This window comes from Pseudomonas sp. D5(2026), from assembly GCF_057766845.1.
Genome location: NZ_CM173421.1, coordinates 1,838,045 through 1,864,133 on the forward strand (window position 1 = coordinate 1,838,045; position 26,089 = coordinate 1,864,133).

24 protein-coding genes are annotated in these 26,089 nt (G+C 62.8%); 12 read left to right on the plus strand and 12 right to left on the minus strand.

The genetic code is table 11. From position 1 onward, the window contains the following. Positions 1–55: 55 nt before the first annotated feature. The 6 genes from AC3B5Q_RS08400 to AC3B5Q_RS08425 all read right to left on the minus strand — a co-directional run bounded on the left by AC3B5Q_RS08400 (position 56) and on the right by AC3B5Q_RS08425 (position 7,911). Positions 56–1,705 (minus strand): cyclic peptide export ABC transporter, encoded by a 1,650-nt coding sequence (locus tag AC3B5Q_RS08400; protein WP_392471654.1) that lies wholly within the window; start codon positions 1,703–1,705, stop codon positions 56–58. Between the two features lie 22 nt (positions 1,706–1,727). Beyond that, positions 1,728–2,747, minus strand: coding sequence for a GNAT family N-acetyltransferase (locus AC3B5Q_RS08405; protein WP_003251532.1), 1,020 nt, complete (start codon positions 2,745–2,747; stop codon positions 1,728–1,730). A gap of 76 nt (positions 2,748–2,823) precedes the next feature. After that, complete coding sequence (locus AC3B5Q_RS08410) at positions 2,824–4,263, minus strand: efflux transporter outer membrane subunit (protein WP_488392972.1); 1,440 nt, start codon at positions 4,261–4,263, stop codon at positions 2,824–2,826. After that, on the minus strand, positions 4,260–6,230 hold the full coding sequence (locus AC3B5Q_RS08415; protein ID WP_103444699.1) for a MacB family efflux pump subunit: 1,971 nt from the start codon (positions 6,228–6,230) through the stop codon (positions 4,260–4,262). Before AC3B5Q_RS08415 ends, AC3B5Q_RS08410 begins: the two co-directional genes overlap by 4 nt. After that, positions 6,231–7,394: an efflux RND transporter periplasmic adaptor subunit gene (locus tag AC3B5Q_RS08420; protein ID WP_021785471.1), complete on the minus strand. Its 1,164-nt coding sequence runs from the start codon at positions 7,392–7,394 to the stop codon at positions 6,231–6,233. Between the two features lie 205 nt (positions 7,395–7,599). Beyond that, entirely contained in the window at positions 7,600–7,911 is a 312-nt protein-coding gene (locus tag AC3B5Q_RS08425) for a hypothetical protein (RefSeq protein WP_021785472.1), read from the minus strand. 154 nt (positions 7,912–8,065) lie between these two features. Between AC3B5Q_RS08425 and AC3B5Q_RS08430 the strand changes: the two genes are divergently transcribed. The 4 genes from AC3B5Q_RS08430 to AC3B5Q_RS08445 all read left to right on the plus strand — a co-directional run bounded on the left by AC3B5Q_RS08430 (position 8,066) and on the right by AC3B5Q_RS08445 (position 11,784). Further along, a complete protein-coding gene (locus AC3B5Q_RS08430; RefSeq protein WP_021785473.1) occupies positions 8,066–8,542 on the plus strand; it encodes a PaaI family thioesterase in 477 nt (158 codons plus the stop codon). Continuing rightward, entirely contained in the window at positions 8,539–9,021 is a 483-nt protein-coding gene (locus AC3B5Q_RS08435; RefSeq protein WP_003251519.1) for a PaaI family thioesterase, read from the plus strand. The genes AC3B5Q_RS08430 and AC3B5Q_RS08435 overlap by 4 nt, the downstream gene beginning before the upstream one ends. Before the next feature lie 69 nt (positions 9,022–9,090). Beyond that, on the plus strand, positions 9,091–10,995 hold the full coding sequence (htpG, locus tag AC3B5Q_RS08440) for a molecular chaperone HtpG (RefSeq protein ID WP_488392973.1): 1,905 nt from the start codon (positions 9,091–9,093) through the stop codon (positions 10,993–10,995). 63 nt (positions 10,996–11,058) lie between these two features. Further along, complete coding sequence (locus tag AC3B5Q_RS08445) at positions 11,059–11,784, plus strand: dienelactone hydrolase family protein (protein WP_392523401.1); 726 nt, start codon at positions 11,059–11,061, stop codon at positions 11,782–11,784. A gap of 29 nt (positions 11,785–11,813) precedes the next feature. On the opposite strand, the gene AC3B5Q_RS08450 is transcribed toward AC3B5Q_RS08445, so the two are convergent. After that, positions 11,814–12,677: a pirin family protein gene (locus AC3B5Q_RS08450; RefSeq protein ID WP_488392974.1), complete on the minus strand. Its 864-nt coding sequence runs from the start codon at positions 12,675–12,677 to the stop codon at positions 11,814–11,816. A 116-nt stretch (positions 12,678–12,793) separates the two neighbouring features. On the opposite strand from AC3B5Q_RS08450, the gene AC3B5Q_RS08455 reads away from it, so the two are divergent. Continuing rightward, entirely contained in the window at positions 12,794–13,801 is a 1,008-nt protein-coding gene (locus AC3B5Q_RS08455; protein ID WP_392523402.1) for an amidohydrolase family protein, read from the plus strand. Between the two features lie 81 nt (positions 13,802–13,882). Here AC3B5Q_RS08455 and fabB read toward each other — a convergent pair whose 3' ends face one another. The 5 genes from fabB to AC3B5Q_RS08480 all read right to left on the minus strand — a co-directional run bounded on the left by fabB (position 13,883) and on the right by AC3B5Q_RS08480 (position 20,770). After that, entirely contained in the window at positions 13,883–15,103 is a 1,221-nt protein-coding gene (gene fabB, locus AC3B5Q_RS08460) for a beta-ketoacyl-ACP synthase I (protein WP_021785478.1), read from the minus strand. Positions 15,104–15,114: 11 nt separating this feature from the next. Continuing rightward, on the minus strand, positions 15,115–15,630 hold the full coding sequence (fabA, locus tag AC3B5Q_RS08465; RefSeq protein WP_003251509.1) for a 3-hydroxyacyl-[acyl-carrier-protein] dehydratase FabA: 516 nt from the start codon (positions 15,628–15,630) through the stop codon (positions 15,115–15,117). A 207-nt stretch (positions 15,631–15,837) separates the two neighbouring features. Next, positions 15,838–17,769, minus strand: coding sequence for an ATP-binding protein (locus tag AC3B5Q_RS08470; protein ID WP_084850704.1), 1,932 nt, complete (start codon positions 17,767–17,769; stop codon positions 15,838–15,840). After that, a complete protein-coding gene (locus AC3B5Q_RS08475) occupies positions 17,766–18,656 on the minus strand; it encodes an ABC transporter substrate-binding protein (RefSeq protein ID WP_103444698.1) in 891 nt (296 codons plus the stop codon). The genes AC3B5Q_RS08470 and AC3B5Q_RS08475 overlap by 4 nt, the downstream gene beginning before the upstream one ends. Continuing rightward, on the minus strand, positions 18,656–20,770 hold the full coding sequence (locus tag AC3B5Q_RS08480; protein WP_488392975.1) for a TonB-dependent receptor plug domain-containing protein: 2,115 nt from the start codon (positions 20,768–20,770) through the stop codon (positions 18,656–18,658). The genes AC3B5Q_RS08475 and AC3B5Q_RS08480 overlap by 1 nt, the downstream gene beginning before the upstream one ends. A gap of 275 nt (positions 20,771–21,045) precedes the next feature. On the opposite strand from AC3B5Q_RS08480, the gene AC3B5Q_RS08485 reads away from it, so the two are divergent. The 7 genes from AC3B5Q_RS08485 to AC3B5Q_RS08515 all read left to right on the plus strand — a co-directional run bounded on the left by AC3B5Q_RS08485 (position 21,046) and on the right by AC3B5Q_RS08515 (position 26,083). Further along, positions 21,046–22,071: an NAD(P)H-dependent glycerol-3-phosphate dehydrogenase gene (locus tag AC3B5Q_RS08485; RefSeq protein ID WP_325950587.1), complete on the plus strand. Its 1,026-nt coding sequence runs from the start codon at positions 21,046–21,048 to the stop codon at positions 22,069–22,071. A 36-nt stretch (positions 22,072–22,107) separates the two neighbouring features. Beyond that, a complete protein-coding gene (locus AC3B5Q_RS08490; RefSeq protein ID WP_252459068.1) occupies positions 22,108–22,455 on the plus strand; it encodes a DUF4389 domain-containing protein in 348 nt (115 codons plus the stop codon). Continuing rightward, positions 22,452–22,910, plus strand: a complete 459-nt coding sequence (gene sixA, locus AC3B5Q_RS08495) for a phosphohistidine phosphatase SixA (protein WP_488392976.1) — start codon at positions 22,452–22,454, stop codon at positions 22,908–22,910. Before AC3B5Q_RS08490 ends, sixA begins: the two co-directional genes overlap by 4 nt. Before the next feature lie 162 nt (positions 22,911–23,072). Then, positions 23,073–23,447, plus strand: coding sequence for a hypothetical protein (locus AC3B5Q_RS08500; RefSeq protein WP_325951013.1), 375 nt, complete (start codon positions 23,073–23,075; stop codon positions 23,445–23,447). 92 nt (positions 23,448–23,539) lie between these two features. Continuing rightward, on the plus strand, positions 23,540–24,328 hold the full coding sequence (locus tag AC3B5Q_RS08505; RefSeq protein WP_101196440.1) for an alpha/beta fold hydrolase: 789 nt from the start codon (positions 23,540–23,542) through the stop codon (positions 24,326–24,328). Next, positions 24,325–25,179: an alpha/beta hydrolase gene (locus AC3B5Q_RS08510; RefSeq protein ID WP_176682187.1), complete on the plus strand. Its 855-nt coding sequence runs from the start codon at positions 24,325–24,327 to the stop codon at positions 25,177–25,179. Before AC3B5Q_RS08505 ends, AC3B5Q_RS08510 begins: the two co-directional genes overlap by 4 nt. 109 nt (positions 25,180–25,288) lie before the next feature. Further along, positions 25,289–26,083, plus strand: coding sequence for a DUF4892 domain-containing protein (locus AC3B5Q_RS08515; protein ID WP_021785487.1), 795 nt, complete (start codon positions 25,289–25,291; stop codon positions 26,081–26,083). The last annotated feature ends 6 nt before the right edge of the window (positions 26,084–26,089 follow it).

Here is a 26,089-nt window from a genome sequence, read left to right on the forward strand (position 1 = left end):
GGCAGGCCCCGGCCAGGGCGGCCGACGGCCTGGCTGGGGCGAGGGATGCAGCCGGTCAGGCCGGCTGGGCTGCGGTGCGGACCTTGCCGCTGTCCATGTGTACCAGCTGGTCGGCAATATCGAAGTAGCGGTCATCGTGGGAGATGACAATGATGGTCTTGCCCAGGCGCTTGAGGTCCGGCAGCAGCTCTGTGTAGAAGATGCGGCGGAAGGTTGGGTCCTGATCGGCTGCCCACTCGTCGAACACCAGCACCGGGCGCTGCTCCAGCCAGGCGCTGATCAGTGCCAGGCGCTTGCGTTGCCCGGTGGACAGGTCGGTGGTGGTGAAGGCGCCGTCGCGTACGCTGACCTTGTGCGCGATCTCCAGGCGTTGCAGGTATTGGGTAGCATCGTCGGGAATCTGCTGGTCGCCCTGGACCACGTCGTCGAACAGGTAGTAGTCGGCGAAAATGGTGGTGAACAGTTGTCGGTAGTCATCCCGGTCAAGCACCGAGACCGGCTGACCATCCAGCAGGATGTCACCACTGTGCGGCGCATACAGGCCAAGCAGCAGCTTGATCAGCGTGGTCTTGCCACAACCGTTCTCGCCGACGATGAACACGATGTCGCCCTGATTGATCGTGAGGTTCACCGGGCCCAGGCGAAACGGCGTGCTGCCCTCGACTGCCGGAAATGCGTACTGCACATTGCGCAGCTCCAGGCTGTCGATGGCCTGGCGGGGAGCGCCTTTGCCGCCGAGCAGAAGGTCAGGTTCGGGCGAGGAAAACTGCTCTGACAGCTCGGCAATGCGCTGGAATGCCACCTGTGCCTTGCTGACCAGCGGCAGTACGCTGACCAGATGGTCCAGTGGGCCTTTCATGTACAGCAGCACCAGCACGAAGCCGGTCATTGCCGCCTGATCGACGCTTGTCCAGGTGCTCTGCAAGGCCAGTGCCAGGCCGATGACGATGAAGAACAGCGTCGAGCCGAACGTCTTGGCCAGGATGTAGGTGTTGACTGCCTTGATCTGGATGGCGCTGATCCGCTCGCTGATCCCCTGGATGTGTCGGGTGAACATGCGATACCGGCGCGGCCGGTGTATGCGCAGCTCCTTGGCGCCCTGGGCAATTGCGCTGTAATGCTTCTGCAGCTCGTCCTCGGCCTCGCGGGCGGTGTTGAACCCCTTGATGCCGCGCGTGCGGGCGATGACCTGGGCGGTAATGCCGGCGCCCAATGCCAGCAGCATCAGCAGGAATAGCGGGCCGGACAACGTTGCCAGGTAGCCCATGCAGCCCAGCGTCACCGTCAGCGAAATGGTCAGGGGGGCGAAGGCGAACGAGAAATCGCTGATGGTATCGATATCGTGGGTCAGCACCGGGATCAGGCGGTGGCTGCGATAGCGCTCGATCTGCTCGATGGGCGCCGAAAGCACTTTTTCGCCCAACTCCTTGCGCAGTTTGGCGATGATCTTCTGGCCAACGAAATTGGTGCCCATGTCGGAGAAGATGCTGCTGAGCAAGGTCAGCACGCAGAGGCTGGCAAACAACCACAGCACGGCATGGGTCAGCCCTGCTTCGCTGTTGAGGGCGCGGTTGATGGTGGCCAGTAGCGTGGTGACGCTGAAGCCGCCGAGGATGCCCAACAGTATGGACACCAGCACGATGGGCCAGAACGGCTTGAGCAATTGGGCAAGCTCGCGGGGCGCGCTGAGCGGTTTGCGAATCATGGGGAAGTCTTCTCCAGGCGGATCAAAGGACGTGGTCATCAAAGAAGGCTTCACGCTCCAGACGCAGCAGAGCGGCTTTCTTGTGGGCCAGTTGAATGTCCTTCAGGTGGCCGAACCCCTGGGACTTGAGGAAGTCGATCTGGCGCGTATGGTCGATGCGCGGCTCGCCGAGGATGCGCTGGGTACGTGGGTCATCGAGGAACATGTAATGCATCAGCGAGCGGAACCAGCCGCGCAGCTTGCCAATGCCCTGGTGCTTGGGCTCGCCGATCACCACATGCCAGCCACGGTCGTAATCGGCGACGTCGTAGTAGGGGGCGATGCGGTCTTCCTTGCACCAGTACACCTCGAAGTAGGCGAAGGGTTCGTCATCGAAGCAGCCGATCAGCGGGTGTACGCGCGGGTCGTCGAGCATTTCGCGAATGTATTGCGCATGTTCTTCCGGAGTGCCGGTCTGCTCCCAGAAGAACGCGACTTGCTCCAGGTTCATCCAGCGGTTGAAGGCTGCAAGGTCCTTCACCGGGTCGATGGTGCGCAGTGAAAAGGTGGCGTTCAGCTTCGGCAGATGGCGTCGATAGACTTCGCCCGCCGGTTTGGGCGGGCGTTGTGGGTGGCGTTTCTCGCCGCTGAAGCAATAACGCGGGGCAGTGTGCACGCTGGCCGGCTCACGCAGCCATGGCAGGGGTTGCTGCCAGAAGGTCTGGCGGGTGCAGCGCAGGGCAAGCCTGCCTTGGTCGTCGACCTGCCAATGATCGAAAATGCCTTCACGTACGGCACGCACGGCAAATTCCCGGTCGCCAGGGACCTGCACATTCACCTCGTTGCATTGTTTGCGGTGGCAGAAACGGGTCGCCAGTACCGCCAGCATCGCGCTGGCCGGAAATGCTGGCGGAAGTTGCTCGAAGACGATGCGGTTGTCGACCTCCCGGTAGGGGATGGCGGCGCTGCTGTCGAGGCGCAGGCTGCCGCTCTCTGGCGTTTCATCCTGGGCACTGGCTTTGCGGCCATCGGCCAGGATCAGACTGAAAGAGGGTGCGTTCATAGGGCTTCCTGTGAGGGGGCGAGTGCGACTTGTCGGGTGCTGTCCATGGATAAAGACGAACCGCACCTGCCGATGTTTAAGCGCCGGGTATGGCACCTGCTTCAGCGCCATCGACCTGCCAGCCGCCGCCCAGGGCCTTGTACAGGGCGATGCTGCCCATGACCCGCTTGAGGCGCAGTTGCACACCCTCGTCCTGAGCCTGGTACAGGGTGCGCTGGGTTTGCAGGACGGTCAGCAGGTCCTCGGCACCTGCCTGGTAGCGGCTTTCGGCGATGTTGAAGGCTTTGCGCGCCTGTTGCAGTTCGATGGCCTGCCAATGCAGTTGCCGGTCGATACCGTCCAGGGTATTGAGGGCCTTTTCCACATCGCTGAAACCAGCCAGGATGGCGCCGCGGTAGTTCTGCAGCAGTTCGTCCTGGGTTGCCACCGCCTTGTCGCGCTCAGCGCGCAGGCGGCCGTTGTCGAACACCGGCGTGATCAGGCCTGCGGCGAGGCTGGTGAAAGGGTTGCGCAAGACGTCCGGGAAATGATCGTTGCCGCTGCCGACGATCACCGTCAGGTTGAGTTTGGGCAGCATCGCCGCACGGGCTACGCGCACATTGGCCTGAGCCGCCGCCAGCTTGGCCTCGGCATTGGCGATGTCCGGCCGTCGGCTGATCAGTTCGCTGGGCAGGCCCGCATTGATCGAGGGCCACTTGAGCTGTTCAAAGCGCGTGTTGCCCAGTTGCAGGTTCTGCACCGGCTGCCCGACCAGGGTCGCCAGGGTAATCAGGGCCTCCCGGGCCTGTTGCTGGTAGAGAGGACGTTGCCGTTGCTGGGAGGCGACCAGGCTTTGTTGCTGGGCCAGTTCCAGTGCCGTGGCCGAGCCTGCATCGAAGCGGGTTTGTACCAGTTGCAGGACATGCTCCGCGTTGATCAGGTTGAGGTCAGCGATATGTCCTTGTTGCTGGAAGGCCAGCGCCTGCATGTAACTGTCGGCAACCTTGCCGAGCAAGGTCAGTTCAACGGTCGCGCGCTCGAACTCACTGGCTTGCAGGCCGTGCAGGGCGCTCTCGCGCGCTGCCGCGTTGCCGCCCCAGAAGTCCACCTCATAGCTGGCCTTCAGGGCCACATCCAGGTAATGAGTGGTGCGCTGGGTCGGGCTGGAATTCAGTTGGCTGTAGCCGTTGCCGTGCTGCAGGCGCTCGCGGTTGGCATTGGCGGCCCCGGTGACCTCGGGCAGCAAGGGGGCGCCAGCAATGACCGCATCGGCCTGTGCCTGGCGAACCCGGGCCATGGCCGCGCCGACTTCAAAACTGTCGGTGCGGGCTTGCTCCACCAGTTGGTTCAGTGCAGGGCTGCCGAACGACTGCCACCAGCCGGTCAAGTGGCGTGGTGGGGCCTCGGGCGTGGCCGCCTGCCAGCGGGCCGGGGCATGCACGCCGTGTTGTGGCGGCGTTGCCGGGGTGGCGCAGGCGCTCAGCAGCAGGCAGGCGCCGAGCAGGGGCAAGGGTTTGATCAACGTTGGGGTACTCATACGCTGGTGAGGGCGGCCACCGGATCGAGCCGGGCGGCCTTGCGGGCGGGCATGAAGCCGAATGCGATACCGGTGACCACGGCGCAGGCGAAGGCGCCAATGGCGGCGGGCAGCGAGAAGGCGACGGCGACCTGGGCCAGGCTCAGGGCGCCGCCGATCAGCAATGCCAGGGCGATGCCGCTGACGCCGCCGACCATGGTCAACATCACGGCTTCGGTGAGGAACTGGCGCAAGATGTCGCGCTGGCGCGCGCCGGTGGCCATGCGGATACCAATTTCCCGAGTGCGCTCGCGTACGGTCATCAGCATGATGTTCATCACCCCGATGCCGCCCACCAGCAGCGAAATGGCGGCAATGGCGCCCAGCATCAGCGACAGCGCGTTCTGCGTCCTGGCTTCGGCCTGGATCATGGCCGCATTGTTGGTCAGTTCGAAGTCGGGTACGCCGTTGTGCAGTTTCAGCAGCAACTGGTCGATGACCTGCTCGGTCTGCTTCACCTGGCGCGCATCTGCAGCGGCGATCACCACGTATTCCGGGGCCTGGTTGCCGAACAGGCGCACGCTGGCCGTGGTGTAGGGCACCATCACTCGGGCGTCGGCATCCTGGTCGCCAGAACTGGCGCCCTTGCCGGCCAGTACCCCGATGACCTGGAACGGTGCGTTCTCGATGAGTATGTACTGGCCCACCGGGTTGCGGTCGGCAAACAGTTTTTCCCGGGTCTTTTCGCCAATCACCGCCACTGCCGCGCCGGCGGCTTCGTCGGCCTCGGTGAAGAAACTGCCCTGTGCCACTGGCCAGTTGAATATCTGCGGGAAGTAGGTGTTGGAGCCTCCGACATAGAGCTTCAGGTCCTGGTTGCCATAGCGCACACCGGCTTTGCCGCCATTGACGGGCATGATCATGCGCACTTGGGGCAGGGTGGCGATGGCGCGGGTGTCGTCCAGGGTGATGATGCCTTCCGGCGCCCTGGGGGCGGGTGGCTTGCCATTGAGGTAGATGATGTTGGAGCCGAAAGCGCCCATCTGCGCCATGACCTGGCGCTTGCTGCCTTCACCCACGGCCAGCATGACCACCACCGACGCCACTCCGATGATGATGCCCAGCAACGTCAGTGCGGTGCGGAAGCGGTTGATCCACATCACCCTCCACGCCGCCTTGACGGCGTCCAGCAGTTCACCTTTCCAGGCGCCGTTGTGCTCGCTGCCGTCGTTCAGGCGCTGGCGCAGGTCGACGGCCTGCAGCACCTCGCTCTTGGGCGGCGAAGCGGGCAGTGGCTCAGGCTGGGCCTGGTCGCTGATGATCTGGCCATCGCGGATTTCGATGATGCGCTTGGCTCGTGCGGCGACTTCCCGGTCGTGGGTGATGAGGATCACCACATGGCCCTGGCTGGCCAGTTCGTCGAGCAGGGCCATGACTTCGGTACCGCTGCGGCTGTCGAGGGCGCCAGTGGGTTCGTCTGCCAGAATGATGTGGCCACCGTTCATCAGCGCGCGGGCTATAGACACGCGTTGCTGCTGGCCGCCGGACAACTGGTGCGGGCGATTAGCGGTGCGCTCGGCCAGGCCCAGGCGGGTGAGCAGGGTATGGGCGCGCGCGTGGCGCTCGGCGGCGGGCATACCGGCATAGATTGCCGGCATTTCGACATTCTCCTGGGCGGTGCCGGAGGCAATCAGGTGATAGCCCTGGAACACGAAACCGAAGGCTTCACGCCGCAGCCAGGCGAGTGCGTCACTGTCCAGGCTGGCCACCTGTTCACCCGCGAACAGGTAGTCGCCACTGGAGGGGCGGTCCAGGCAGCCGAGGATGTTCATCAGCGTAGACTTGCCTGAGCCAGAGGTACCGACAATGGCGACGAATTCACCGGCGTGAATGCTCAGGTTGATGCCGCGCAACACCTCGATTCGCGGTGTATCGACGCCGCCATAGCATTTGCGGATATCGCGCAGCTCGATCAGTGGGACTGGCATTTACCCTCCCGCACTGAGCAAGGGGCTGATCAGCAGGTGGTCTCCTTCTTCCAGCCCTTCGAGAATCTGCACGCGCAGCCGGTCACTGATGCCGGTGCGTACTTCGCGATTCTCGATGGCGCCGTGTTTCGTCAGTACCTGTGCCAGCCTGCGATCGGGTTGCTTGCCTGGGTTCAGCGCAGAAATCGGGGCGGTCAGCACATTGTGCGCACGGTCAGCGACGAAGAATACCTGGGTGGTCATTTCCGCCATCAGGGCGCCGTCGGCGTTATCGACGTCCAGCAAGACCGTATACAACACCACGCGGCCATTGCTTTTGCTGGCCGGGCTGCCGCTGCCCTGGTTGGCGTGCTCCAGCGGCTTGGGCGGCACCGGCAGGATCTGCCGTACAGTGCTGTTCCAGCGCCGGGTGCCACCGCTGAGCGTGGTGAAATAGGCGTGCATGCCGGGTTTGACATGACCAATGTCCGCTTCCGACACTTCAGCCCAGACCGTCATCGGTGACAATTTGGCGATGCGCAGGATCAGCGGGGTCTGCTGCTGGGCGTTTAGCGTCTGCCCCTCGCGGGCATCCAGTGCGACCACGGTGCCACTCATGGGGGCATAGATGCGTGTGTAACCCAGTTCGGCCTGGTCGCTGCGCAGGCTGGCCTGGGCCTGGCGAATCTGCGCCTGGATCATGTCGATGCGCGCCTTGGTGGCCTTGAGTTCGGCGCGCGCCGTTTGCACATCCTCTTCGCGCGTGGCACCGCCCGCCGCCAGGCTCTGCTGGCGCCGGGCCTTCTGCCGGGCCAGCTCATGCTGGGCACGTTGCTCTTGCAGCTGTGCCTGCAGGTTCTCGATCGAGTAGCGCCCCGCGTCCAGCTTGGCCTGTTGCGTGGACGGGTCGATCTCGACCAGCAACTGGCCTTCTTGCACCGTGTCGCCGACCTCGACCTTGATGGCACGGATTTGCCCGGATGCCTGGGCGCCGACGTCTACATAGCGGCGTGGCTGCAAGGTGCCGATGGCGGTAACGCTGCTCTCGATATCACTCCGGCTGACAGTGACGGTATTCAGGCCGTTGCGGCTGGGCGGCATGATCTGCCAGGCACTCACGGCCAGCAGTGTTGCCAGACCAAATAAGGTGATCAGGGCCCGACGGGCCAAGAGGGGACGTTTCATGCAGGGTTCCGGCCAAAGTAAATTCCTCCGAGACACGTCGCGGGGTTGTACTTTGAACGAGAAGCAGCCCGCAAAATTTACTGCGCGGCACGGGACGGGGGGTGATAGTTGCCGAAGGCGAGTGAACTATCGGCTTAAACGGTTAAGCTGCAACTTGCGAACACAAAAAAACCCGACAGTTGTCGGGTTTTTTTGTTCGCTCAAGTTACTGCTTGGCAGGTTCTGCCGGAGTAGCTGGAGCTGCTTCTGGCGCCGGAGTAGTCGGAGCTGCTTCTGGTGCCGGAGTAGCCGGAGCGGCTTCTTCGGCAGCCTTCTGCTCGGCTTCGGCCTGATCTTTGGCAGCTTCAGCGTTTTCCTTGGCTGCTTCGTTCATCTTATCCTGAGCTTCACCCATTTTTTCCTGGGCTTGCTCGGCGTGTTGCTGTGCGTCTTGGGCTTTGTCTTCGCTCGCTTTATCGCAAGCAGCCAGGCCCATGGCAGCGGCCAGCATCAGAGCAAAAGCAAAAGGTTTACGCATGGGGATGTTTCTCCTTGGTGGAATAAGTGACTTGTTCCTTCGAGTGCCACTACGCGGAATAAGTTCAACAAAGAATACAGATATATAACGTCCGGTTCTATATAGACTTTTAAACGAATTCATGCCGCTGCCCTGCGGCCGGTGGAAACAGCCAATGAGCGATTCAACCTTGATGGCAATGGCCGAGCGCTTTCTCTCGGCGTTAAAACATTGTCAGTTGTTGCAGATGCGCGTGGCGCAGGCCGATGGCGACGGCATGACCTTGGTCCTGCCATGGTCGCCGGCCATTGTCGGCAACCCGCAAACCGGTGCCGTGCACGGCGGTGCACTGACCACGCTGATGGACACCACTTGTGGGATGGCCACGTTGTGTGTGCTGCCGCGCTTCGAAGTGTGCCCGACGTTGGACCTGCGCATCGACTACATGCACCCGGCTGAGGCGGGCAAGGACATTTACGGCCACGCCCAGTGCTACCGTGTAACCCGCGACGTGATCTTCACCCGTGGCACCGCCTACCAGGACGACCCCGACCAGCCCATTTGCCAAGTGGTCGGCACGTTCATGCGCCTGGGCCAGGACATCAAGGGCGGCATCCGTTTCGGCGACAGCCTGAAGGAGGGCGACGCATGATTCCACACGCGGTGCGTCAGCAGCTCAACGCCGCCCATGCGGTAGGCGACTATCGACCATTGCTGGCGCTGATTCCCTATGCCGGGCTGATCGGCATCGAATGCGAGCGTCAGGGCGATGATGTGTTGTTCCGCTTGCCGGCCAGCCCGGACAATATCGGCAACCCGCTGCTACCGGCCATCCATGGCGGCGTGATCGCCGGCTTCATGGAGCTGTCGGCAGCGCTGTACCTGCTGATCTACAGCGAGAGCGCAAGCATTCCGAAGATCATCGACTTTTCCATCGACTACCTGCGCGCCGGGCATTTTCGCGATACCTACGCCCAGTGCCAGCTGTGGCGCCAGGGCCGGCGGGTGACCAACGTGGCCATCACTGCCTGGCAGGGCGACAGACAGTCGCCGATTGCCACGGCCCGTGCGCATTTCAAGATCGAACCGGAAAAGCCCTTGAAATCATCCGGGCAGCCCCCATCTGCATGACATCCGCCGTTAACGCTGGCCGAACCGGCCGCCAGGCGCCACCGCCATCAGATCGGAGTTTCGAAGACCATGACTGTGGAAACACAAAAGGAAACGTTGGGCTTCCAGACCGAGGTGAAGCAACTGCTGCACCTCATGATTCACTCGCTGTACTCGAACAAGGAAATCTTCCTGCGGGAGCTGATTTCCAACGCTTCCGACGCCGCCGACAAGCTGCGTTTCGAAGCCCTGGCCAAGCCAGAGCTGTTCGAGGGCGATACTGACCTGAAGATTCGCCTGAGCTTCGACAAGGACGCCGGTACCGTGACCCTCGAGGACAACGGCATCGGCATGAGCCGCGAAGACGTCATTGCCCACCTGGGCACTATCGCCAAGTCCGGCACTGCCGACTTCATGAAGAACCTCACCGGTGACCAGAAGAAGGACTCGCACCTGATCGGTCAGTTCGGCGTGGGCTTCTACTCCGCGTTCATCGTGGCCGACAAGGTCGATGTGTACAGCCGCCGTGCTGGTCAGCCTGCGGCCGAAGGTGTGCACTGGTCGTCGAAAGGCGAGGGCGAATTCGAAGTCGCCACCATCGACAAACCACAGCGTGGTACCCGTATCGTCCTGCACCTGAAGAAGGACGAGCAGGAGTTCGCCGATGGCTGGCGCCTGCGCAACGTGGTCAAGAAGTACTCCGATCACATCGCCCTGCCGATTCAACTGCCGAAAGAGCAGACCGCCGCCGAAGGTGAAGAACAGCCGGCCGAAGAGTGGGAAACCGTCAACCGCGCCAGCGCCCTGTGGACCCGTTCGCGCACCGAGGTGAAGGACGAGGAGTACCAGGAGTTCTACAAGCACATTGGCCATGACTTCGAAAACCCGCTGGCCTGGAGCCATAACAAGGTCGAAGGCAAGCTCGAATACAACTCGCTGCTTTACGTGCCGGCCCGTGCGCCGTTCGACCTGTACCAGCGCGAAGCGCCGCGCGGCCTGAAGCTGTACGTGCAGCGTGTGTTCATCATGGACCAGGCCGAGTCGTTCCTGCCGCTGTACCTGCGCTTCATCAAGGGTGTGGTCGATTCCAACGACCTGTCGCTGAACGTGTCGCGTGAAATCCTGCAGAAAGACCCGATCATCGACTCGATGAAGACCGCGCTGACCAAGCGTGTGCTGGACATGCTGGAGAAGCTGGCGAAGAACGAACCCGAGCAGTACAAGGGCTTCTGGAAGAACTTCGGTCAGGTACTGAAAGAGGGCCCGGCCGAAGACTTCGCCAACAAGGAGAAAATCGCCGGCCTGCTGCGCTTTGCGTCCACCCAGGACGACAGCGGCGAGCAGAGCGTCGCCCTGGCCGACTACCTGGCCCGCGCCAAGGAAGGTCAGGACAAGATTTATTACCTCACCGGCGAGTCGTACGCGCAGGTCAAGAACAGCCCGCACCTGGAAGTCTTCCGCAAGAAAGGCATCGAAGTGCTGCTGCTGACCGACCGCATCGACGAGTGGCTGATGAGCTACCTCAACGAGTTCGACGGCAAGGCCTTCGTAGACGTTGCCCGTGGCGACCTGGACCTGGGCAAGCTGGATTCGGAAGAAGACAAGAAAGCCCAGGAAGAAGTGGCAAAAGACAAGGAAGGCCTGGTCGAGCGCCTTAAAGGTGCGCTGGGTGACAGCGTCGCCGAAGTGCGTGTCTCGCACCGCCTGACCGACTCGCCGGCAATCCTCGCCATTGGCGAGCAGGACCTGGGCCTGCAGATGCGCCAGATCCTCGAGGCCAGCGGGCAGAAAGTGCCGGAGTCGAAGCCGATCTTCGAATTCAACCCGAGCCACCCGCTGATCGAGAAGCTGGACAACGAGCAGAGCGAAGACCGCTTCGCCGAGCTGTCGCATATCCTGTTCGATCAGGCAGCCCTGGCGGCCGGTGACAGCCTGAAGGACCCGGCAGCGTACGTTCGTCGCCTGAACAAGCTACTGGTCGAGCTGTCTGCTTGAGTTGATGCACAGCAAAGCCCGCTTCGGCGGGCTTTTTTATGACGAGTGCCAAAGGAGTGCTTGATGAGCAAAGTAATCGTCGAATCACTGGTTTATCACCTGTCCGGCAAAACCTACGAAAGCCGCCTGGTCTATGAGCCGGGTGCGCTGGGCCGCCCAGGGCTGGTGATGGCGCCGAACTGGATGGGCATTGGTGAAGGTGCCGAGCGCATCGCCAAAGAAGTGGCCGAGAAGGGCTATGTGGTGCTGATCGCCGACCTGTACGGGCAATCGGTGCGCCCGTCCAATGCCGACGAGGCTGGCGCGGCGATGATGCCGTTGAAGGACGACCGTGGTGAACTGCGCAAGCGCATGCAGGAAGCCTTGGCGCAATTGCTGGGGCAGTCGAAGGCGCTGCTGGAGCCTGGCAAGGTGGCCACCTTCGGCTTCTGCTTCGGTGGCTGCTGCGCCCTGGAACTGGCCCGTAGCGGCGCCGATCTGCGCGCGGCAGTGTCGTTCCACGGGACCCTGGACACGCCGAACCCTGAAGATGCCAAGCGCATCAAGGGCTCGGTGCTGGTGTTGCACGGTGCCTCCGACCCATTGGTGCCTAAAGAGCAGCTGCCGGCATTCGAAGACGAGATGAACGCGGCCAAGGTGGACTGGCAGTTGCTCAGTTACGGCGGCGCGGTGCACTCGTTCACCGACCCGAGTGCCAATGTACCGGGCAAGATGCAGTATGACCGGCGGACCTCGGAGCGGGCGTTCCGCTCAATGCATAACCTGCTGACTGAAGTGTTCCAGCGCTGATAGTGCACGGGGCCGCAAAGCGGCCCCAATCACCGAGGCAACTCGATCCTCGAAGTTTCCCCTGGCACCGCAGGCCAATCCCCGGCAGCCCACCTGGCCCTTGCCTGCTCGATCAGTTCCGGGTCGCTGGCCACGAAATTCCAGTTCATCCGCCGCGGCCCATCCAGCGGTGCGCCACCTATCAGCACCAGCTGACACTCACCTTCAGCATACAACGTCACCGCTTCGCCCTCCGGAAGCACCACCAGGCTGCACGGCGCCACGTCCTCGTCATTCATCATCAGCTCACCGTCGAGCAGGTACAGCGCACGCTGCGCAGGCTCTTCTGGCACCAGCAGGGTAGTCGCCGGCTGCATCCGGACATGGGCATACAGGGTGGGGGACAGCACCGGTACCGGGGACGTCAGGCAAAACCCGCTGCCGGCAATCATGCAGATACGCACCCCCAGGCTGTCGCTGACCGGCAGGCTCGCCGCAGGGTGATGGCTGTAGCTCGCCGGCCCTTGTTCATGCTCACGCGGCGACGCCAGCCATACCTGCAGGCCGTGCAGACGTGAGCCATGGGCCAGGGCGTCCGCAGGCGTGCGCTCAACGTGGGCCACGCCGCTGCCAGCCGTCATCCAGCTGACATCGCCGGGCAGCACGTGTTGGTCCGAACCCAGGCTGTCCTTGTGCTGGATTGCCCCTTCGAACAGGTAGGTCAGGGTGGACAGGCCGATATGCGGGTGCTGGCGGATGTCCATGCCATGCCCCGGGGCGTAGTCGGTTTCGAGCATGTGGTCGAAAAACACGAACGGGCCAACGCTGCGGCACTGGGCCGATGGCAGCGGGCGCAGGATCGGCTGGCCCTCGACCGATTCGGCACGGGGGTGAATGACCAGGGGGCTGCTCATGGGACGGCTCCAGGCGAGGTGACAGTGCTTCAAGCATAACGGTTTGCCTGCCGTGGCTGAACCGTCGCGTTGGCCGGCCGGTCTATTGTTTTCATACTCGGAGAAGGAACCTGCCCATGATTGCCAGAGCGCTGGCCTGCGTGATGTTGTCTGCCTGTCTAAGCCAGGCGGCCCAGGCACGCGACTACCGCTACAGCGATGCCCATTTGCATTACGTGGACTTTTTCCAGGAAAGCGAAGGCATGCCGGCCCTGCTTGAGGCCATGGATGCTGCGGGTATCGAGCAGTCGATGATTTCCGGAATACCAGTGGCCAAAAAATGGCACGAAGACGAACCCAAACGCCCGCGCTACTACGCCGGTGATGACGCTGATGCCTACTGGTACAGCGCCACCGACACCTACGTGGCTGCGGCTCTGCAGCAGCTGCCGATCGAGCAGCGCAAACGTTTTCACCCGTTTTTGAGCGGTTTCAACCCGGTGGACAAGAACGCTGTCAGTCATATCGAGCGCATGCTCGATATGTACCCAGGGCTGTGGCAGGGCATCGGCGAGGTGTTCACCCGCCATGATGACCTGACAGCGCTGACCAGTGGCGACACGCCACGTGCCAACAATGAAGCCATGACGCGTATCTACCACCTGGCGGCCGAGCGCGACCTGCCCGTGCTCCTGCATTCCAACCTTACTTCCAAGCGCGAGCGCAACCCGCTGTACCTGGCGGAGATCGAAGAGCCGCTGCGCAATCACCCGCATACGCGATTCATCTGGGCGCACGCGGGCAGCAGCATGGAGATACACCGCCACCAGACGCAGATGGACTTTCTGCTGCCAGTGCTGACGCGATTGCTGGAGGACTATCCGAACCTGTATGTCGATTTGTCGTGGAGTGTGCTGCAGCCTTATCTGCTGAACGAGAAGGGCAAGCCGCGCGAGGAATGGCTGGCATTGGTCGAGCGCTTCCCGGAGCGGTTCATGCTGGGTTCGGATGTGGTAGGGCGGTTTGGCAGCCTGGGGGAGCAGATGCACGGGTTCAAACCGTTTCTGGATGCCTTGCCGGAGGCGGTAGCGCACAAGGTGGCCCGTGAGAACTTTCTGGCGGTGCTGCCCAAGGCGCGCCATTAGCCTGTGACGGCCTCTTCGCGGGCAACACAAACAAAAACGCCCCGAACCAGTCGGGGCGTTTTCATTTACAGCAGCAGCGTCTTACTTGCCTTCCCAGCGCTTGAGCACCAGGGTGGCGTTGGTGCCGCCAAAGCCGAAGCTGTTGCTCATGACCGTGTCGATCTTGGCGTTTTCTTCGGTTTTACGCAGGATTGGCAAGTCGGCGACTTCCGGATCCAGCTCGTCGATGTTGGCAGAGCCGGCGATGAAGTTGTTTTCCATCATCAGCAGGCAGTAGATCGCCTCGTGCACGCCGGCAGCGCCCAGCGAGTGACCCGACAGGCTCTTGGTAGAGCTGATCTTCGGAGCCTTGTCGCCGAACACGGCACGCACGCCCTTGATCTCGGCCACGTCACCGACCGGGGTCGAGGTACCGTGGGTGTTCAGGTAGTCGATCGGGGTGTCGACGGTGGACAGCGCCTGCTGCATGCAGCGGATGGCGCCTTCGCCGCTAGGAGCAACCATGTCGTAGCCGTCGGAAGTTGCACCGTAGCCAACGATTTCGGCGTAGATCTTGGCGCCGCGGGCCAGGGCGTGTTCCAGTTCCTCGACCACGACCATGCCGCCACCGCCAGCGATGACGAAGCCATCGCGGTCAGCGTCGTAGGCGCGCGAGGCCAGTTCCGGGGTTTCGTTGCGCTTGGTCGACAGGGCGCCCATGGCATCGAACAGGAACGACTGGCTCCAGTGCTCTTCTTCACCACCGCCGGCGAAGACGATGTCCTGCTTGCCCCACTGGATCTGCTCCAGTGCGGTACCGATGCAGTGAGCCGAGGTGGCGCAGGCCGACGAGATCGAGTAGTTGATGCCCTTGATCTTGAACGGGGTGGCCAGGCATGCCGACACGGTGCTGCCCATGGTACGGGTTACCCGGTATGGGCCGACGCGCTTGACGCCCTTCTCACGCAGGGTGTCCAGCGCTTCCATCTGGTTCAGGGTCGAGGCGCCGCCGGAGCCAGCCACCAGGCCGGTACGCGGGTTGGAAACCTGCTCTTCGGTCAGGCCGGAGTCCTTGATCGCGTCCTGCATGGCCAGGTAGGCGTAGGCAGCCGCGTGGCCGACGAAGCGGTAAACCTTGCGGTCGATCAGTTCTTCGAGGTTGAGGTCGATGGACCCGGAAACCTGGCTACGCAGCCCCATTTCCTTGTATTCCGGGTTGAAACGGATACCCGGACGGCTGTTGCGCAGGTTTTCGGTGACGGTAGCTTTGTCATTGCCCAGGCACGATACGATGCCCAGACCAGTGATAACGACGCGGCGCATGCGAATAACCCTTAGAAATTGTCAGTGGAGGTGAACACGCCGACCCGCAGGCCTTCGGCAGTGTAGATCTCGCGGCCGTCGACGCTGACCGAGCCATCGGCGATGGCCATGTTCAGCTTGCCTTTCAGGACGCGCTTGATGTGAATGTTGTACGTGACTTTCTTGGCTTCAGGCAGTACCTGGCCAAAGAATTTCACCTCGCCCGAACCCAGGGCGCGGCCACGGCCCGGCAGGCCCTGCCAGCCGAGGAAGAAGCCAACCAGCTGCCACATGGCGTCGAGGCCCAGGCAGCCCGGCATTACCGGATCGCCTTCGAAATGGCAGGCGAAGAACCACAGGTCCGGGTTGATATCCAGCTCGGCGACCAACTCACCTTTGCCGTACTTGCCGCCTTCTTCGCTGATATGGGTGATGCGATCGACCATCAGCATGTTCGGCGCGGGCAGTTGCGCATTACCTGGGCCGAACAGCTCACCGCGACTGCAGCGCAGCAGGTCTTCCCGAGTAAAGGCGTGTTGTTTGGTCATGCGAGCTCCTCAATAACCCCCTGCGGCAGGGGATGAATCTTCCCGGCCGGCCCGAAAACCAAGCGCTTCGAGGCGGCAGCCTACAGGTAGACTATTGCGTTGTGGTGAAAGTCACAGCGCACCTGGTGAAAGAAGTACAGGTGTGCACTGAAACGTCTATTTTCAGGTCCGATGAAGGTCCTGTCCAGTGTTTAAGACTGCCGCACTTTAGCATTTATCGCCAGTCGCGGTTGTCTGACCGGGTAACCAGTGCTGCAGCACCCGCTGCAATTCGGTGCGGCGCAAGGGTTTGCTGAGATAATCGTCCATACCGGCGGCCATGCAACGTTCACGGTCGCCCTGCAGGGCGTTGGCGGTCAGGGCGATGATCGGTAGCCCCTTGCCGTTGGGCAACTGGCGGATGCGTCGGGTGGCTTCATAGCCGTCCAGGTGCGGCAGGCGGCAATCCATCAGTACGGCAGCAAAGCGCTGGCGGCCGACCAGTTCGACGGCTTCGAGGCCATCCTCGGCCGTGCACACTGGCACCCCCAGACTGCGCAGCATGGCTTCTACGACACTCCGGTTGACCGGATTGTCCTCCACCAGCAGTACCTTATCATTGTCCGGTACCGTCGTTTGTGCAGTTGTTGGCGGCGTCCGCGGAATGGGGGCAGGGGTGGCGAGGGCCAGCGGCATCTCCAGGGTGAAGGTCGAACCCAGGCCCTCACGGCTTTCACCGCGTAGCTTGCCGCCCATGCGCTCGGCCAAGGTACGAGCGATCGACAACCCCAGCCCGGTGCCGCCGTAACGACGGGAAATCGAGCTGTCGGCCTGCTGGAAGGCGACGAACATCATTTCCAGGCGATCGCTGTCGATGCCGATGCCGGTGTCGCGCACGCTGCAGGTCAGCCAGATCAGCTGCCGGTCGAGCACCTGCCAGCGTGCCTCGACTTGCACTTGGCCACGTTCGGTGAACTTCAGGGCGTTGCCCACCAGGTTAAGCAGGATCTGGCGGATGCGCGTGGGGTCGCCGTTCACCTGCAACTGCTCGATACCGGCCGGCAGTTGCAGGTGCAGGCCCAGGCCGCGTTGCTGGGCGCTGTGCTGGAACGACTGGACACTGCTGGTGATCAGCTCGCCGAGGTTGAAGTCGATGTGTTCCAGTTGCAATGCGGCGCGTTCGATGCGCGAAAAATCGAGGATGTCGTTGATGACCTTAAGCAAATGCCCGGTGGACTCGCTGGCCACTGCCGTGTAATCGGCCTGTTCACTGCTCAGCGGTGTAGTTTCCAGCAGTTGCAGCATGCCCAGCACGCCATTCATCGGCGTGCGCAACTCATGGCTCATCATCGCCAGGAAATCCGATTTGGCGCGGTTGGCTTGTTCGGCCTCCTCGCGCGCCTGGATCAGTTCGGCAATGGCCTGCTTCTGTTCATCACTGGCCTGCTCCAGGGCGCTGGCCAGGTTGTTGATGTGGCGGGCCAAGTGGCCCAGCTCGCTGTCGTCGACTACCGGCAGGGGGGTGTTGTACTCGCCTTGCTGAATAGCCTTGACCGCGTGGCCCATGTCGCTGATCGGCTTGGCCAGGCTCAGGGCCAGGCGGCGTGCCAGCAAAAAGGTGAACAGCAGGGCGAACAGCGCCAGGATCCCGGCCTTGATCACGATTTCCTGCTGGCGCTGACTGAAGGCGTCATCAGACATGCCGACAATCACCCGGCCCAGGTAGTCGTCACCGATGGCCGGGAGGGTGGTTTTGCCCTGTTGCAGGAAGTCGTTGTCCAGGCGGATTTGTTGCAGGCGAATGGGCGCCTGGAACACCTCGACCTGTTGCGCGCGGTTGGCGCTTTCGTCGGACTGCTCGACGTACACCAGGATGTGGTTGCGGCTGTCCTGCACTTCCAGAAAGCGCACGTGCGGGATGCTGAGGGTGGCGCGCATCAGCCCTTCAAGCACTTCGTTGTTGCCCGAAATCACCCCGTACTCCGACGCCGGTGCCAACTGGTTGGCGATCAGTTGCCCGGTGTGGTTGAGTTCCTGGCGCAGGTCCTGGATGCGTACGAAGGTAAAGAAGCTGATCAAGAGCAAGGTCAGTAACAGGGCGGGGCCGAGGCTGATGATCTGCGTGCGGGTATGAATGTCCCAGCTCAAGCGTTTGCTCATGGGGTAGGTTCTCCCTCGGCCAGGGCCTTGGCGGCGGCGTTCTGATCGATCGGTTCCAGACCCAGGGCACGGGCCACCTGCTGGTTGCCACTGACGCCGTAGCGCATGGGGTACAGGCTGCGCGGCCAGCGCGTCGGCGGCTGATCGAGCAACTGGTCAAGCACCCACAACCAGTCGTCCTGGTCGCTGTAGGTACTGGCCAGGGCGCCGGCGCGAACGAAGCCGGCGTTCGGGCCGATCAGCGCCATCTGCCGGCCATAACTGCTCAACAGCAGATTCTTTGCAGTCTTGGAGTTGTACAAGTCAGGGTCGTCCAGGCCCAGTAGGACATCGCTGTTGCCCAGCAGATGCTGCAGGGGGCGGTTATCACGCGGATCGGACCAGTCCTGGGCAATGATCTCCAGGCCTAGCGGCCGTGCAGCATGGCGCAGTTCGTCCAGCAGGAAACTGCTGTGCTCGCCGTACAGCACGCCAATGCGCCTGGCCTGCGGCAACAAGTAGCGTATCAGGCGCAGTTGCCGTCCCAACGGTGCGTCGCTCCACAACAGTGTGAGGAACGCGGGGCGCGACTTTCCCAGGCGCTGTTCAGCCTGTACCCGGCTGACCCGCATGACCAGTGCCGGCGGGCCGGCGGTTTCCCCCAGGCGCCATTCCAGTGCTGCGCTGTCGAGCAGGATCAGGCGTTGGTCGGCTTTGAGCTTGCCTGGGCGTGGCAGGTTGGCGGTGATCTGAAACTGCACGTGATCTTGCGGTCGGCGGCTTTCCAGTGCGGCGATGAAGCTGCGGATACCGGGCTGGTCCTCAGCCCCCACCAGCAGGATTTCGCTGGCGGACAAAGGCCCCAACGGCCACAGGCACAGCAGCAACAAGCGCAGCAGCAGGGCCATCAGAACTCCAGCTCCGCGCTCACGCTCAGGCGGTGACGGCTGTCGTAGCGGTTCTGCACGGCAGTGGTCGGTTCATCGTCCAGGCGCTGCTGCCACAGCGCCGCCAGTTCCAGGTTACTGCCATACACCCGAAAGCGTTTTGCCAGGCGCAGGTCCAGACGCTCGTAGCGGTACTGGTTAAGGGCATCGTCGCCGTAGTAGAACAGCGCGCTCGACCAACCGGCACCCCATTCGCGCATCCACCCGGCCGAGCCGCTGTTGCGGGCGCTGAGGCGGCGGTCGTCGGGGTTGCTGGCCCAGGCATCGACGTAGGCATAGGTCAGGCGCAGGCGGTCGCGCAGGGTGGGACGCCAGTCCATCTGCGCCTCGCTGCCGCTGAAACGGGCCTTGTTGGCGTTGCTGGCGATGTACTGGTTGTTCCTCAGAGGCTCGCTGATCATGCCGGTGATCTCGTCGTAGAACAGCTTCACATCCAGGCTCAGGTCGATGTCGCTGAAGTAGCCGTTGTAGCCTAGCTCGCGCGAGCGCATGCGCTCCTGTTCAAGATCGCCAGGGCCACGGGTCTTGACGAAGTACTCACCGTTTTGCAGCCCGAATGCATTAGGGGTCAGGTTCTTGACCGTGTAACTCCAGTTGACGTTGTTCTCGAACATGTCGGGCGAGCGCACCGCTTCGGAGTACACCGCACGCAGGCCGTGGCGCGGGGTGATCAGGTAGTTGACCGCGACGCGCGGGGTCAGCGAACTGCCAGACAGGCGCGAGTCTTCGAACATGGCCCCACCTTGCAGTATCCAGTGCTCGTCGGCCCGCCATTCCAGCTGGCCGAACAGACGCCAGGTCTGGTCGTCGATGCTGCCGTTGAAGTAGGTCTGCGAGTCGGCGCGGTCATAGCGGTAGTTCATGCCACTGAGCAGACGCAGGCTGTCGGTCAGGCTCAGGGTGTCCTGGATTTCCAGGTCATAGCGGGTTTCACGGGTGCTCTGGTCCACATCGCCGCAGACCGGCTGGCTGCCACCGGCCTTCCATTGCGCCTGCACTTTGTCGGAGAGCGCACTCAGCACCGGGTCGCTGGTCGTGGGCAGGTTGCCCAAGGCAATACCGCGCGCCACTTTTTCGGCGAAGTCGGGGTTCAACTGCCACAGCTGGGTCAGTTCGGGGCTGAACGACTGCAAGGCATCACAGGCGCGCCACACTTGCTGGCGATCGAAATGCTGGGCTGAGCCCTGGATATAAAGGCTGTGTTCGGCGCTGAAGTCTTTGGTCCAGCGCAACGAGCCCGCATAGTCCTTGGCGTTGACGTCGGCATTGTTCCCGGACTCGTACTTCTGGAACACTGGCTGGTAGGTGTAGGGCCGCTGATTGCTGCCTTCCTTGGCCGCCAGTTGCCACTCCAGTGTCTGGTCGACCGCCAGGTTGTGGTTGGCGCTGAGGTTGAGGCGGGTAAGGCGGCGGCTGTCGCGGTAGTCCTGGCCGAACTGGTTCTCATCGAAGCCGTCGTCCTGTTGGCCTGACAGCGACAGGCGCATGTCGCCGCCGTCCCAACCGAAGCCGTGGCTGGCATAGAAGTCGTTGATGCCGTCCTGGCCGCGCGTCACTTTCAGCCGCGTACCATGGCTGTCAGCGGGGTGGCGGGTGAGGATGTTGACCACCGCCATCAATGCGTTGGCGCCATAGCTGACTGTGTTCGGGCCGCGGAATACCTCGATGCGCTCGATATCCTCCATGGCCAAAGGGATGTCGCTCCAGTCCACCGTGGCCAGGCCTGCGCGATACACCGAGCGGCCATCGATCAGTACCTGCATGCGCCGTGCGTCGTTGACGTTGCTGCCGTGGTAGTTGACCGTGGGTTGATTACCGGCACCGTAGCCGATCATCATGCCCGGTACCAGGCGCAGCAGTTCGGGGATGTCACGGGCACCGCTGGCGCGAATCAGTTCGCTGTCGAGTACGGTCATGCTGCCCGGTACAGCGGCGGGGGATTGTTTCAGGCGTGTGGCGGTCAGAACCTGTGGCAGATCGGTATTGTCGATGAACAGGTCGTCGGCCATGGCCTGACCGCCAAGCAGGGCGGTCAATAACAGCAGGCGCGGGTAAGGGGGCGTGCCAGGGAACACGGGGCTGCCTTTGTTTCAGGATTGAAACAGGCATGGTAACTGACCTTGGCGTATTTTCCAGTGATCTGCAGCGGTTTTGCAGCGTGCCTGTCTTGACGCTTTCACGGGGGGCGGAAATCGAACGCCGCCCGCGCGGCGCATCGCGAGCAAGCTCGCTCCTGCATTTGTTGCAATGTGGCCATGACAGTGTCATCTGCGTTGCTAGCCTTGGCGCATGGCAGGCGAGCCGTATAATGGCGGAGTCGCCACTAACTTTTGGCTTTAATGGATTGGATATGACTGAACAGCAACCTGTTGCGGTTCTGGGCGGCGGCAGCTTCGGCACCGCCGTGGCGAACCTGCTGGCGGAAAACGGTGTGCCGGTGCGCCAATGGATGCGCGATCCGGCGCAGGCCGAGGCCATGCGTGTGAATCGCGAGAATCCGCGCTACCTCAAGGGCATCCGCTTGCACGATGGGGTTGAGCCGGTCAACGACCTGCTGGCCACCCTGCAGGCCAGTGAGCTGATCTTTGTTGCCCTGCCATCGAGTGCCTTGCGCAGCGTATTGGCACCCCATGCCGAACTGCTGCGCGGCAAAGGCCTGGTCAGCCTGACCAAGGGCATCGAAGCGCAAAGCTTCAAGCTGATGAGCCAGATCCTCGAAGAAATCGCCCCCGAGGCGCGCATCGGCGTTTTGTCGGGGCCTAACCTGGCGCGCGAAATCGCCGAACATGCACTGACTGCCACAGTGGTGGCCAGTGAGCACGAAAAACTGTGCCAGCAGGTACAGGCCGTGCTGCATGGGCGCACCTTCCGCGTTTACGCCAGTGCCGACCGTTTCGGCGTCGAACTGGGCGGGGCACTGAAGAACGTCTACGCGATCATCGCCGGCATGGCGGTGGCCTTGGGGATGGGCGAGAACACCAAGAGCATGTTGATTACCCGGGCCTTGGCCGAGATGACCCGCTTCGCCGTCAGCCAGGGCGCCAACCCCATGACCTTCCTCGGCCTGGCCGGTGTCGGTGACCTGATCGTCACCTGCTCCTCGCCCAAGAGCCGCAACTATCAGGTTGGCTACGCACTGGGTCAGGGCCAAAGCCTGGAAGAGGCGGTCAACCGCCTGGGCGAAGTGGCCGAGGGTGTCAACACGCTCAAGGTGCTCAAGAGCAAAGCCCAGCAAGTGCAGGTGTACATGCCGCTGGTCGCTGGCCTGCATGCCATCCTGTTCGAAGGCCGCACGCTGAACCAGGTGATCGAGCACCTGATGCGCGCCGAGCCCAAGACCGATGTCGATTTCATTTCCATCAGCGGTTTCAACTGAGCCCTTTGTGGCTCTGACACGAGCAAGGAGCAACACATGAACGATACGCCCGAACGCGCCCAGCGCGAGTCGATCATCCTGCGGGTGCTGTGGATGCTGGTGTTCCTGGTGGTATGGCAACTGGCCGAGGTGCTGCTGGGTGGCCTGGTGCTGGTACAGCTGATCTACCGACTGGTGTATGGGGCACCCAGCGCCAGTCTCATGAACTTCGGCGACAGCCTGAGCCAGTACCTGGCACAGATCGGCCGCTTCGGCAGTTTTCACAGCGACCAGAAGCCATGGCCGTTCGCTGACTGGCCTGCCCCGCGTGCGCCGGAAGGCGAAGCCGCGCACGCCGTGGCGCCGGCACCCCACCCGGTGCGTGACGAGGAACCCAAGCTGTGAAGCTGTGGGTACTGCGCCACGGTGAAGCTGAGCCGCGGGCCAATACAGACGCCGAGCGCCGGCTGACGGCCCATGGTCGCGAGCAGGTGCTGCACAGTGCTGCTCACCTGATCGGGCAGCCATTGCAGGCGATTTTCGCCAGCCCTTACGTACGCGCCCAGCAGACAGCCACGCTGGTACATGAAACCCTGGGCTTCGCCGAGCCAGTGCGCACCGTGCCTTGGCTGACGCCTGAGGGGGATGTGCAGCAGGTCATCGGCGAAATCGAGCGCCTGGGGCTTGAGCATGTACTGCTGGTCAGCCATCAGCCGCTGGTGGGTACCCTGGTCGGTGCGCTGGAGCACGGTCACAAGCAACAGCCGGCAGCCATGAGTACTGCCAGCCTGGCGGAGCTGGAAGGTGACTGGCCGCTGGCCGGGCTGATGACGCTTCGGGCCATCCACTCACCCGCTTGAACCTGCGATGGCTTGTGCAGGCCACTGTCTCGCCCGGGTCTGAGTGCTGGCGTGGGTAAAGATCGCTAAGGCAACTGGCATTTTTGTCAGTTGTCGCGCTTCACCATCGCTTGCTAGCGTTGCCCCACGGCAAATATCAGGGAGCGGCGAATGAGGGGTGAAATGCTGGAGCTGTTGCGCTCCTTGGACCTGCAACCCACCCTGGAACAGGTTGACCAAGGTACTTCGCTGGATTTCGCCCAATACAGCCTGCTGCGCGAATCGGCCGATGCCAGGTTCTATCACCTGATGCGCAAGGTGAGCGACAACCCCAGGCTGGAGCCCACGGCGAGGCAACAATGCGAACAGGACTTGCGTACACTGCAGGACGCCTGCCTGCGGGTCTCGCACCTGCTGCAAACCAGTTGTCTGGCCTTGCGCCGCCTGCAACTGGACTACCAGGGCCAGCGTCTGGCCCGCGAGGCGCTGGAGAGCCAAGTGGCCTACATGCAGGCTTGCCTGCGGCGGTCGCTGAGCAGTTTCGACCGCTCGGCATGACCTGATCCCCCTCGCCGATGACCTTTATGGACATTGCCGAACCGCCCGCTGATGCCGACAATGGGCCATCACTCCGCTCTGGACCAGGCGCCATGTCGCAGCAGATCTTCTTCGCCCATGCCAACGGTTTTCCATCGGCCACCTATGGCAAGCTGTTTGCAGCGCTGGCGCCGGACTATCAGGTGCAGCACCTGGCCCAGCATGGGCATGACCCGCGCTTTCCCGTGGACGAAAACTGGCAAAGCCTGGTCGATGAACTGTTGCATCACCTGGCGCAGCAGGACCAGCCAGTCTGGGGCGTTGGCCATTCGCTGGGTGGGGTGTTGCACCTGCATGCGGCATTACGCTGCCCCGAGTACTACCGGGGGCTGGTAATGCTCGACTCTCCAGTGCTCACCCGCGCGGATCAGTGGCTGCTGCGCACAGCCAAGCGCTTTGGTTTCATCGACCGCATCACACCGGCCGGGCGCACCCTGGGGCGTCGCGAAACCTTCAACGACCGCGACAGCGCCCGGGACTATTTCGCGGGCAAGTCACTGTTCCGCCATTTCGATCCCGATTGCCTCGACGCTTATTTGGAACATGGCCTGCAGGCGGTGGAGCAGGGGCTACAGTTGCGCTTCGATCCTGCGACCGAAATCAGCATCTACCGCAGCATCCCGCATACCAGCCCCGCCCCCGCGCGCCAGTTGCAGGTGCCGCTGGCCATGGTGCGCGGCAACCGTAGCAACGTCATCCGTCGCCACCACACCTTGGCTGTGCGTGGCATGCCCAAAGGTGAATACCACAGTGTACCGGGTGGGCACATGTTCCCGCTGGAACGCCCGACCGACACTGCCAGCCTGATCAAGGGCCTGTTCGACCGCTGGAGCCAGGCATGAGCGCGCACGTTGAGGAGATTCGCCTGAGCCTGGGCCATATCGAACTGGCTGCACACCTGTTCGGCCCCGAAGACGGGCTGCCGGTGATTGCCCTGCATGGCTGGCTGGACAACGCTAACAGCTTTGCCCGCCTGGCTCCGCAACTGAAAGGGCTGCGCATCGTCGCCCTGGACCTGGCCGGCCATGGCTATTCGGAGCACCGCCCGCTCGGCGCCGGTTATGCCCTGGCCGACTATGCCCATGACGTGCTGCGAGTGGCCGAGCAACTGGGCTGGCAGCGTTTCGCCCTGCTGGGGCATTCGTTGGGCGCGATCATTTCGGTGCAACTGGCCGGGGCATTGCCCGATCGGGTCAGTCACCTGGCGTTGATCGACGGCGTCATCCCGCCGACCGGCGCCGAGCAGGACGCCGGCGAGCGCTTAGGGATGGCACTGCAAGCCCAGTTGCGGCTGGATGGCAAACGCAAGTCGGTGTACGCGACATTGGAAGCTGGTGTGCAAGCCCGAATGAAAGGCATGGTCGCGGTCAGCCGTGAGGCGGCCGAACTGCTGGCCCAGCGTGGCCTGATGCCGGTGCCCGGTGGCTACAGCTGGCGCAGCGACAGCCGCTTGACCCTGCCCTCGCCGGTGCGCCTGAGCGAGGCCCAGGCCATGGCCTATGTGCGGCGGGTGAGTTGCCCGGCGCTGTTGGTGGTGGCTGCCGACGGCATGCTGGCACGCCACACGGGGTTGCTGGAGCAGCTACCCTTTGAACAGGTGACGCTGCCCGGCGGCCATCACCTGCACCTGAACGATGCGCAGGGCGCAGTCCTTGTCGCAGACTGTATCAATCGCTTCTTTGGCTTTGCTTGACTTGCACCGGACAAGTGTCGAGGCTTGGCGGGTTGAACAGGGAGACAACCATGCAACTGCCAGACATCCTGGAGCTTCAATTCGGCGCTGAACGCCGCCTGGTTCGCCAATGAGCGCGCCTGTTTCCATTCGCACTGCCCTGGCAGCCTGCCTGGTGCTCGCCAGCCCCGTATTGTGGGCTGGTAGCCTGCCGGTACCGCAGGACGCCAAGGTGGTCGATCAACGCCCGGCCGTCGAGCAGGAGCGGGTCTACCCGATGGGCCCGTTGCGCAAGATCAGTGGCCGCCTGCGGGTCGATGACAAGGTCGAGAGCCGCGGTCAGGTCAGCTCGGTGACCTACGAATTGCCCGTCGAGCGTACTGCCCGTGAGGCCTTCACCAGTGCCCGCGAAGCACTTGTACGCGACGGTGGCTACCCGTTGTTCTGGTGCCAGGGGCGTGATTGCGGTGAGGCCAGCCTGTGGGCCAATGATGTATTCGCCAATGCCCGCCTCAACGGTGGCGATGAGCAGCAGGCGTTCATTCTGCTACGCCGCTCGGCAGAAGAGGCCGACACCCTGGTCGCGCTGTACAGCGTTACCCGTGGCAACCGCCGTGCCTACCTGCATGTGGAAGAGTTTATCGCAGACAGCCCGCTGGGCGAGCTGCTGCCAACCGCTGCCACGGTGCTGCGCGAAATGCTCGACACCGGCAAGCTCGACTACCCGGACCTTGCAGCGCCGCAAGACACCTGGGTAAACCTGCTGGCCCGCAGCCTGAACCTCGACAGCAGCTTGCGCGTCAGCCTCAGTGGCGCCCAGGCTGAGGCCTGGCGCGAGGCGCTGGTCAAGGCCGGGGTGCGTAGCCGCCGCCTTGAAGTCGGCAGTGCGCCTGCAGACGGCCTGCACCTTGAACTGATCCGTTGAACGAGC

Bases quoted from the DNA above. Each gene is read 5' to 3' on its own strand.
- AC3B5Q_RS08515 (WP_021785487.1), top strand. From the start codon at position 25,289: ATGAGCGCGCCTGTTTCCATTCGCACTGCCCTGGCAGCCTGCCTGGTG.
- AC3B5Q_RS08470 (WP_084850704.1), bottom strand. From the start codon at position 17,769: ATGAGCAAACGCTTGAGCTGGGACATTCATACCCGCACGCAGATCATC.
- fabA (WP_003251509.1), bottom strand. From the start codon at position 15,630: ATGACCAAACAACACGCCTTTACTCGGGAAGACCTGCTGCGCTGCAGT.
- AC3B5Q_RS08455 (WP_392523402.1), top strand. From the start codon at position 12,794: ATGATTGCCAGAGCGCTGGCCTGCGTGATGTTGTCTGCCTGTCTAAGC.
- AC3B5Q_RS08485 (WP_325950587.1), top strand. From the start codon at position 21,046: ATGACTGAACAGCAACCTGTTGCGGTTCTGGGCGGCGGCAGCTTCGGC.
- AC3B5Q_RS08450 (WP_488392974.1), bottom strand. From the start codon at position 12,677: ATGAGCAGCCCCCTGGTCATTCACCCCCGTGCCGAATCGGTCGAGGGC.
- AC3B5Q_RS08505 (WP_101196440.1), top strand. From the start codon at position 23,540: ATGTCGCAGCAGATCTTCTTCGCCCATGCCAACGGTTTTCCATCGGCC.
- AC3B5Q_RS08410 (WP_488392972.1), bottom strand. From the start codon at position 4,263: ATGAGTACCCCAACGTTGATCAAACCCTTGCCCCTGCTCGGCGCCTGC.
- AC3B5Q_RS08510 (WP_176682187.1), top strand. From the start codon at position 24,325: ATGAGCGCGCACGTTGAGGAGATTCGCCTGAGCCTGGGCCATATCGAA.
- AC3B5Q_RS08475 (WP_103444698.1), bottom strand. From the start codon at position 18,656: ATGGCCCTGCTGCTGCGCTTGTTGCTGCTGTGCCTGTGGCCGTTGGGG.
- AC3B5Q_RS08445 (WP_392523401.1), top strand. From the start codon at position 11,059: ATGAGCAAAGTAATCGTCGAATCACTGGTTTATCACCTGTCCGGCAAA.
- AC3B5Q_RS08425 (WP_021785472.1), bottom strand. From the start codon at position 7,911: ATGCGTAAACCTTTTGCTTTTGCTCTGATGCTGGCCGCTGCCATGGGC.
- AC3B5Q_RS08430 (WP_021785473.1), top strand. From the start codon at position 8,066: ATGAGCGATTCAACCTTGATGGCAATGGCCGAGCGCTTTCTCTCGGCG.
- AC3B5Q_RS08405 (WP_003251532.1), bottom strand. From the start codon at position 2,747: ATGAACGCACCCTCTTTCAGTCTGATCCTGGCCGATGGCCGCAAAGCC.
- AC3B5Q_RS08500 (WP_325951013.1), top strand. From the start codon at position 23,073: ATGCTGGAGCTGTTGCGCTCCTTGGACCTGCAACCCACCCTGGAACAG.
- AC3B5Q_RS08415 (WP_103444699.1), bottom strand. From the start codon at position 6,230: ATGCCAGTCCCACTGATCGAGCTGCGCGATATCCGCAAATGCTATGGC.
- htpG (WP_488392973.1), top strand. From the start codon at position 9,091: ATGACTGTGGAAACACAAAAGGAAACGTTGGGCTTCCAGACCGAGGTG.
- AC3B5Q_RS08435 (WP_003251519.1), top strand. From the start codon at position 8,539: ATGATTCCACACGCGGTGCGTCAGCAGCTCAACGCCGCCCATGCGGTA.
- AC3B5Q_RS08400 (WP_392471654.1), bottom strand. From the start codon at position 1,705: ATGATTCGCAAACCGCTCAGCGCGCCCCGCGAGCTTGCCCAATTGCTC.
- fabB (WP_021785478.1), bottom strand. From the start codon at position 15,103: ATGCGCCGCGTCGTTATCACTGGTCTGGGCATCGTATCGTGCCTGGGC.
- AC3B5Q_RS08420 (WP_021785471.1), bottom strand. From the start codon at position 7,394: ATGAAACGTCCCCTCTTGGCCCGTCGGGCCCTGATCACCTTATTTGGT.
- AC3B5Q_RS08490 (WP_252459068.1), top strand. From the start codon at position 22,108: ATGAACGATACGCCCGAACGCGCCCAGCGCGAGTCGATCATCCTGCGG.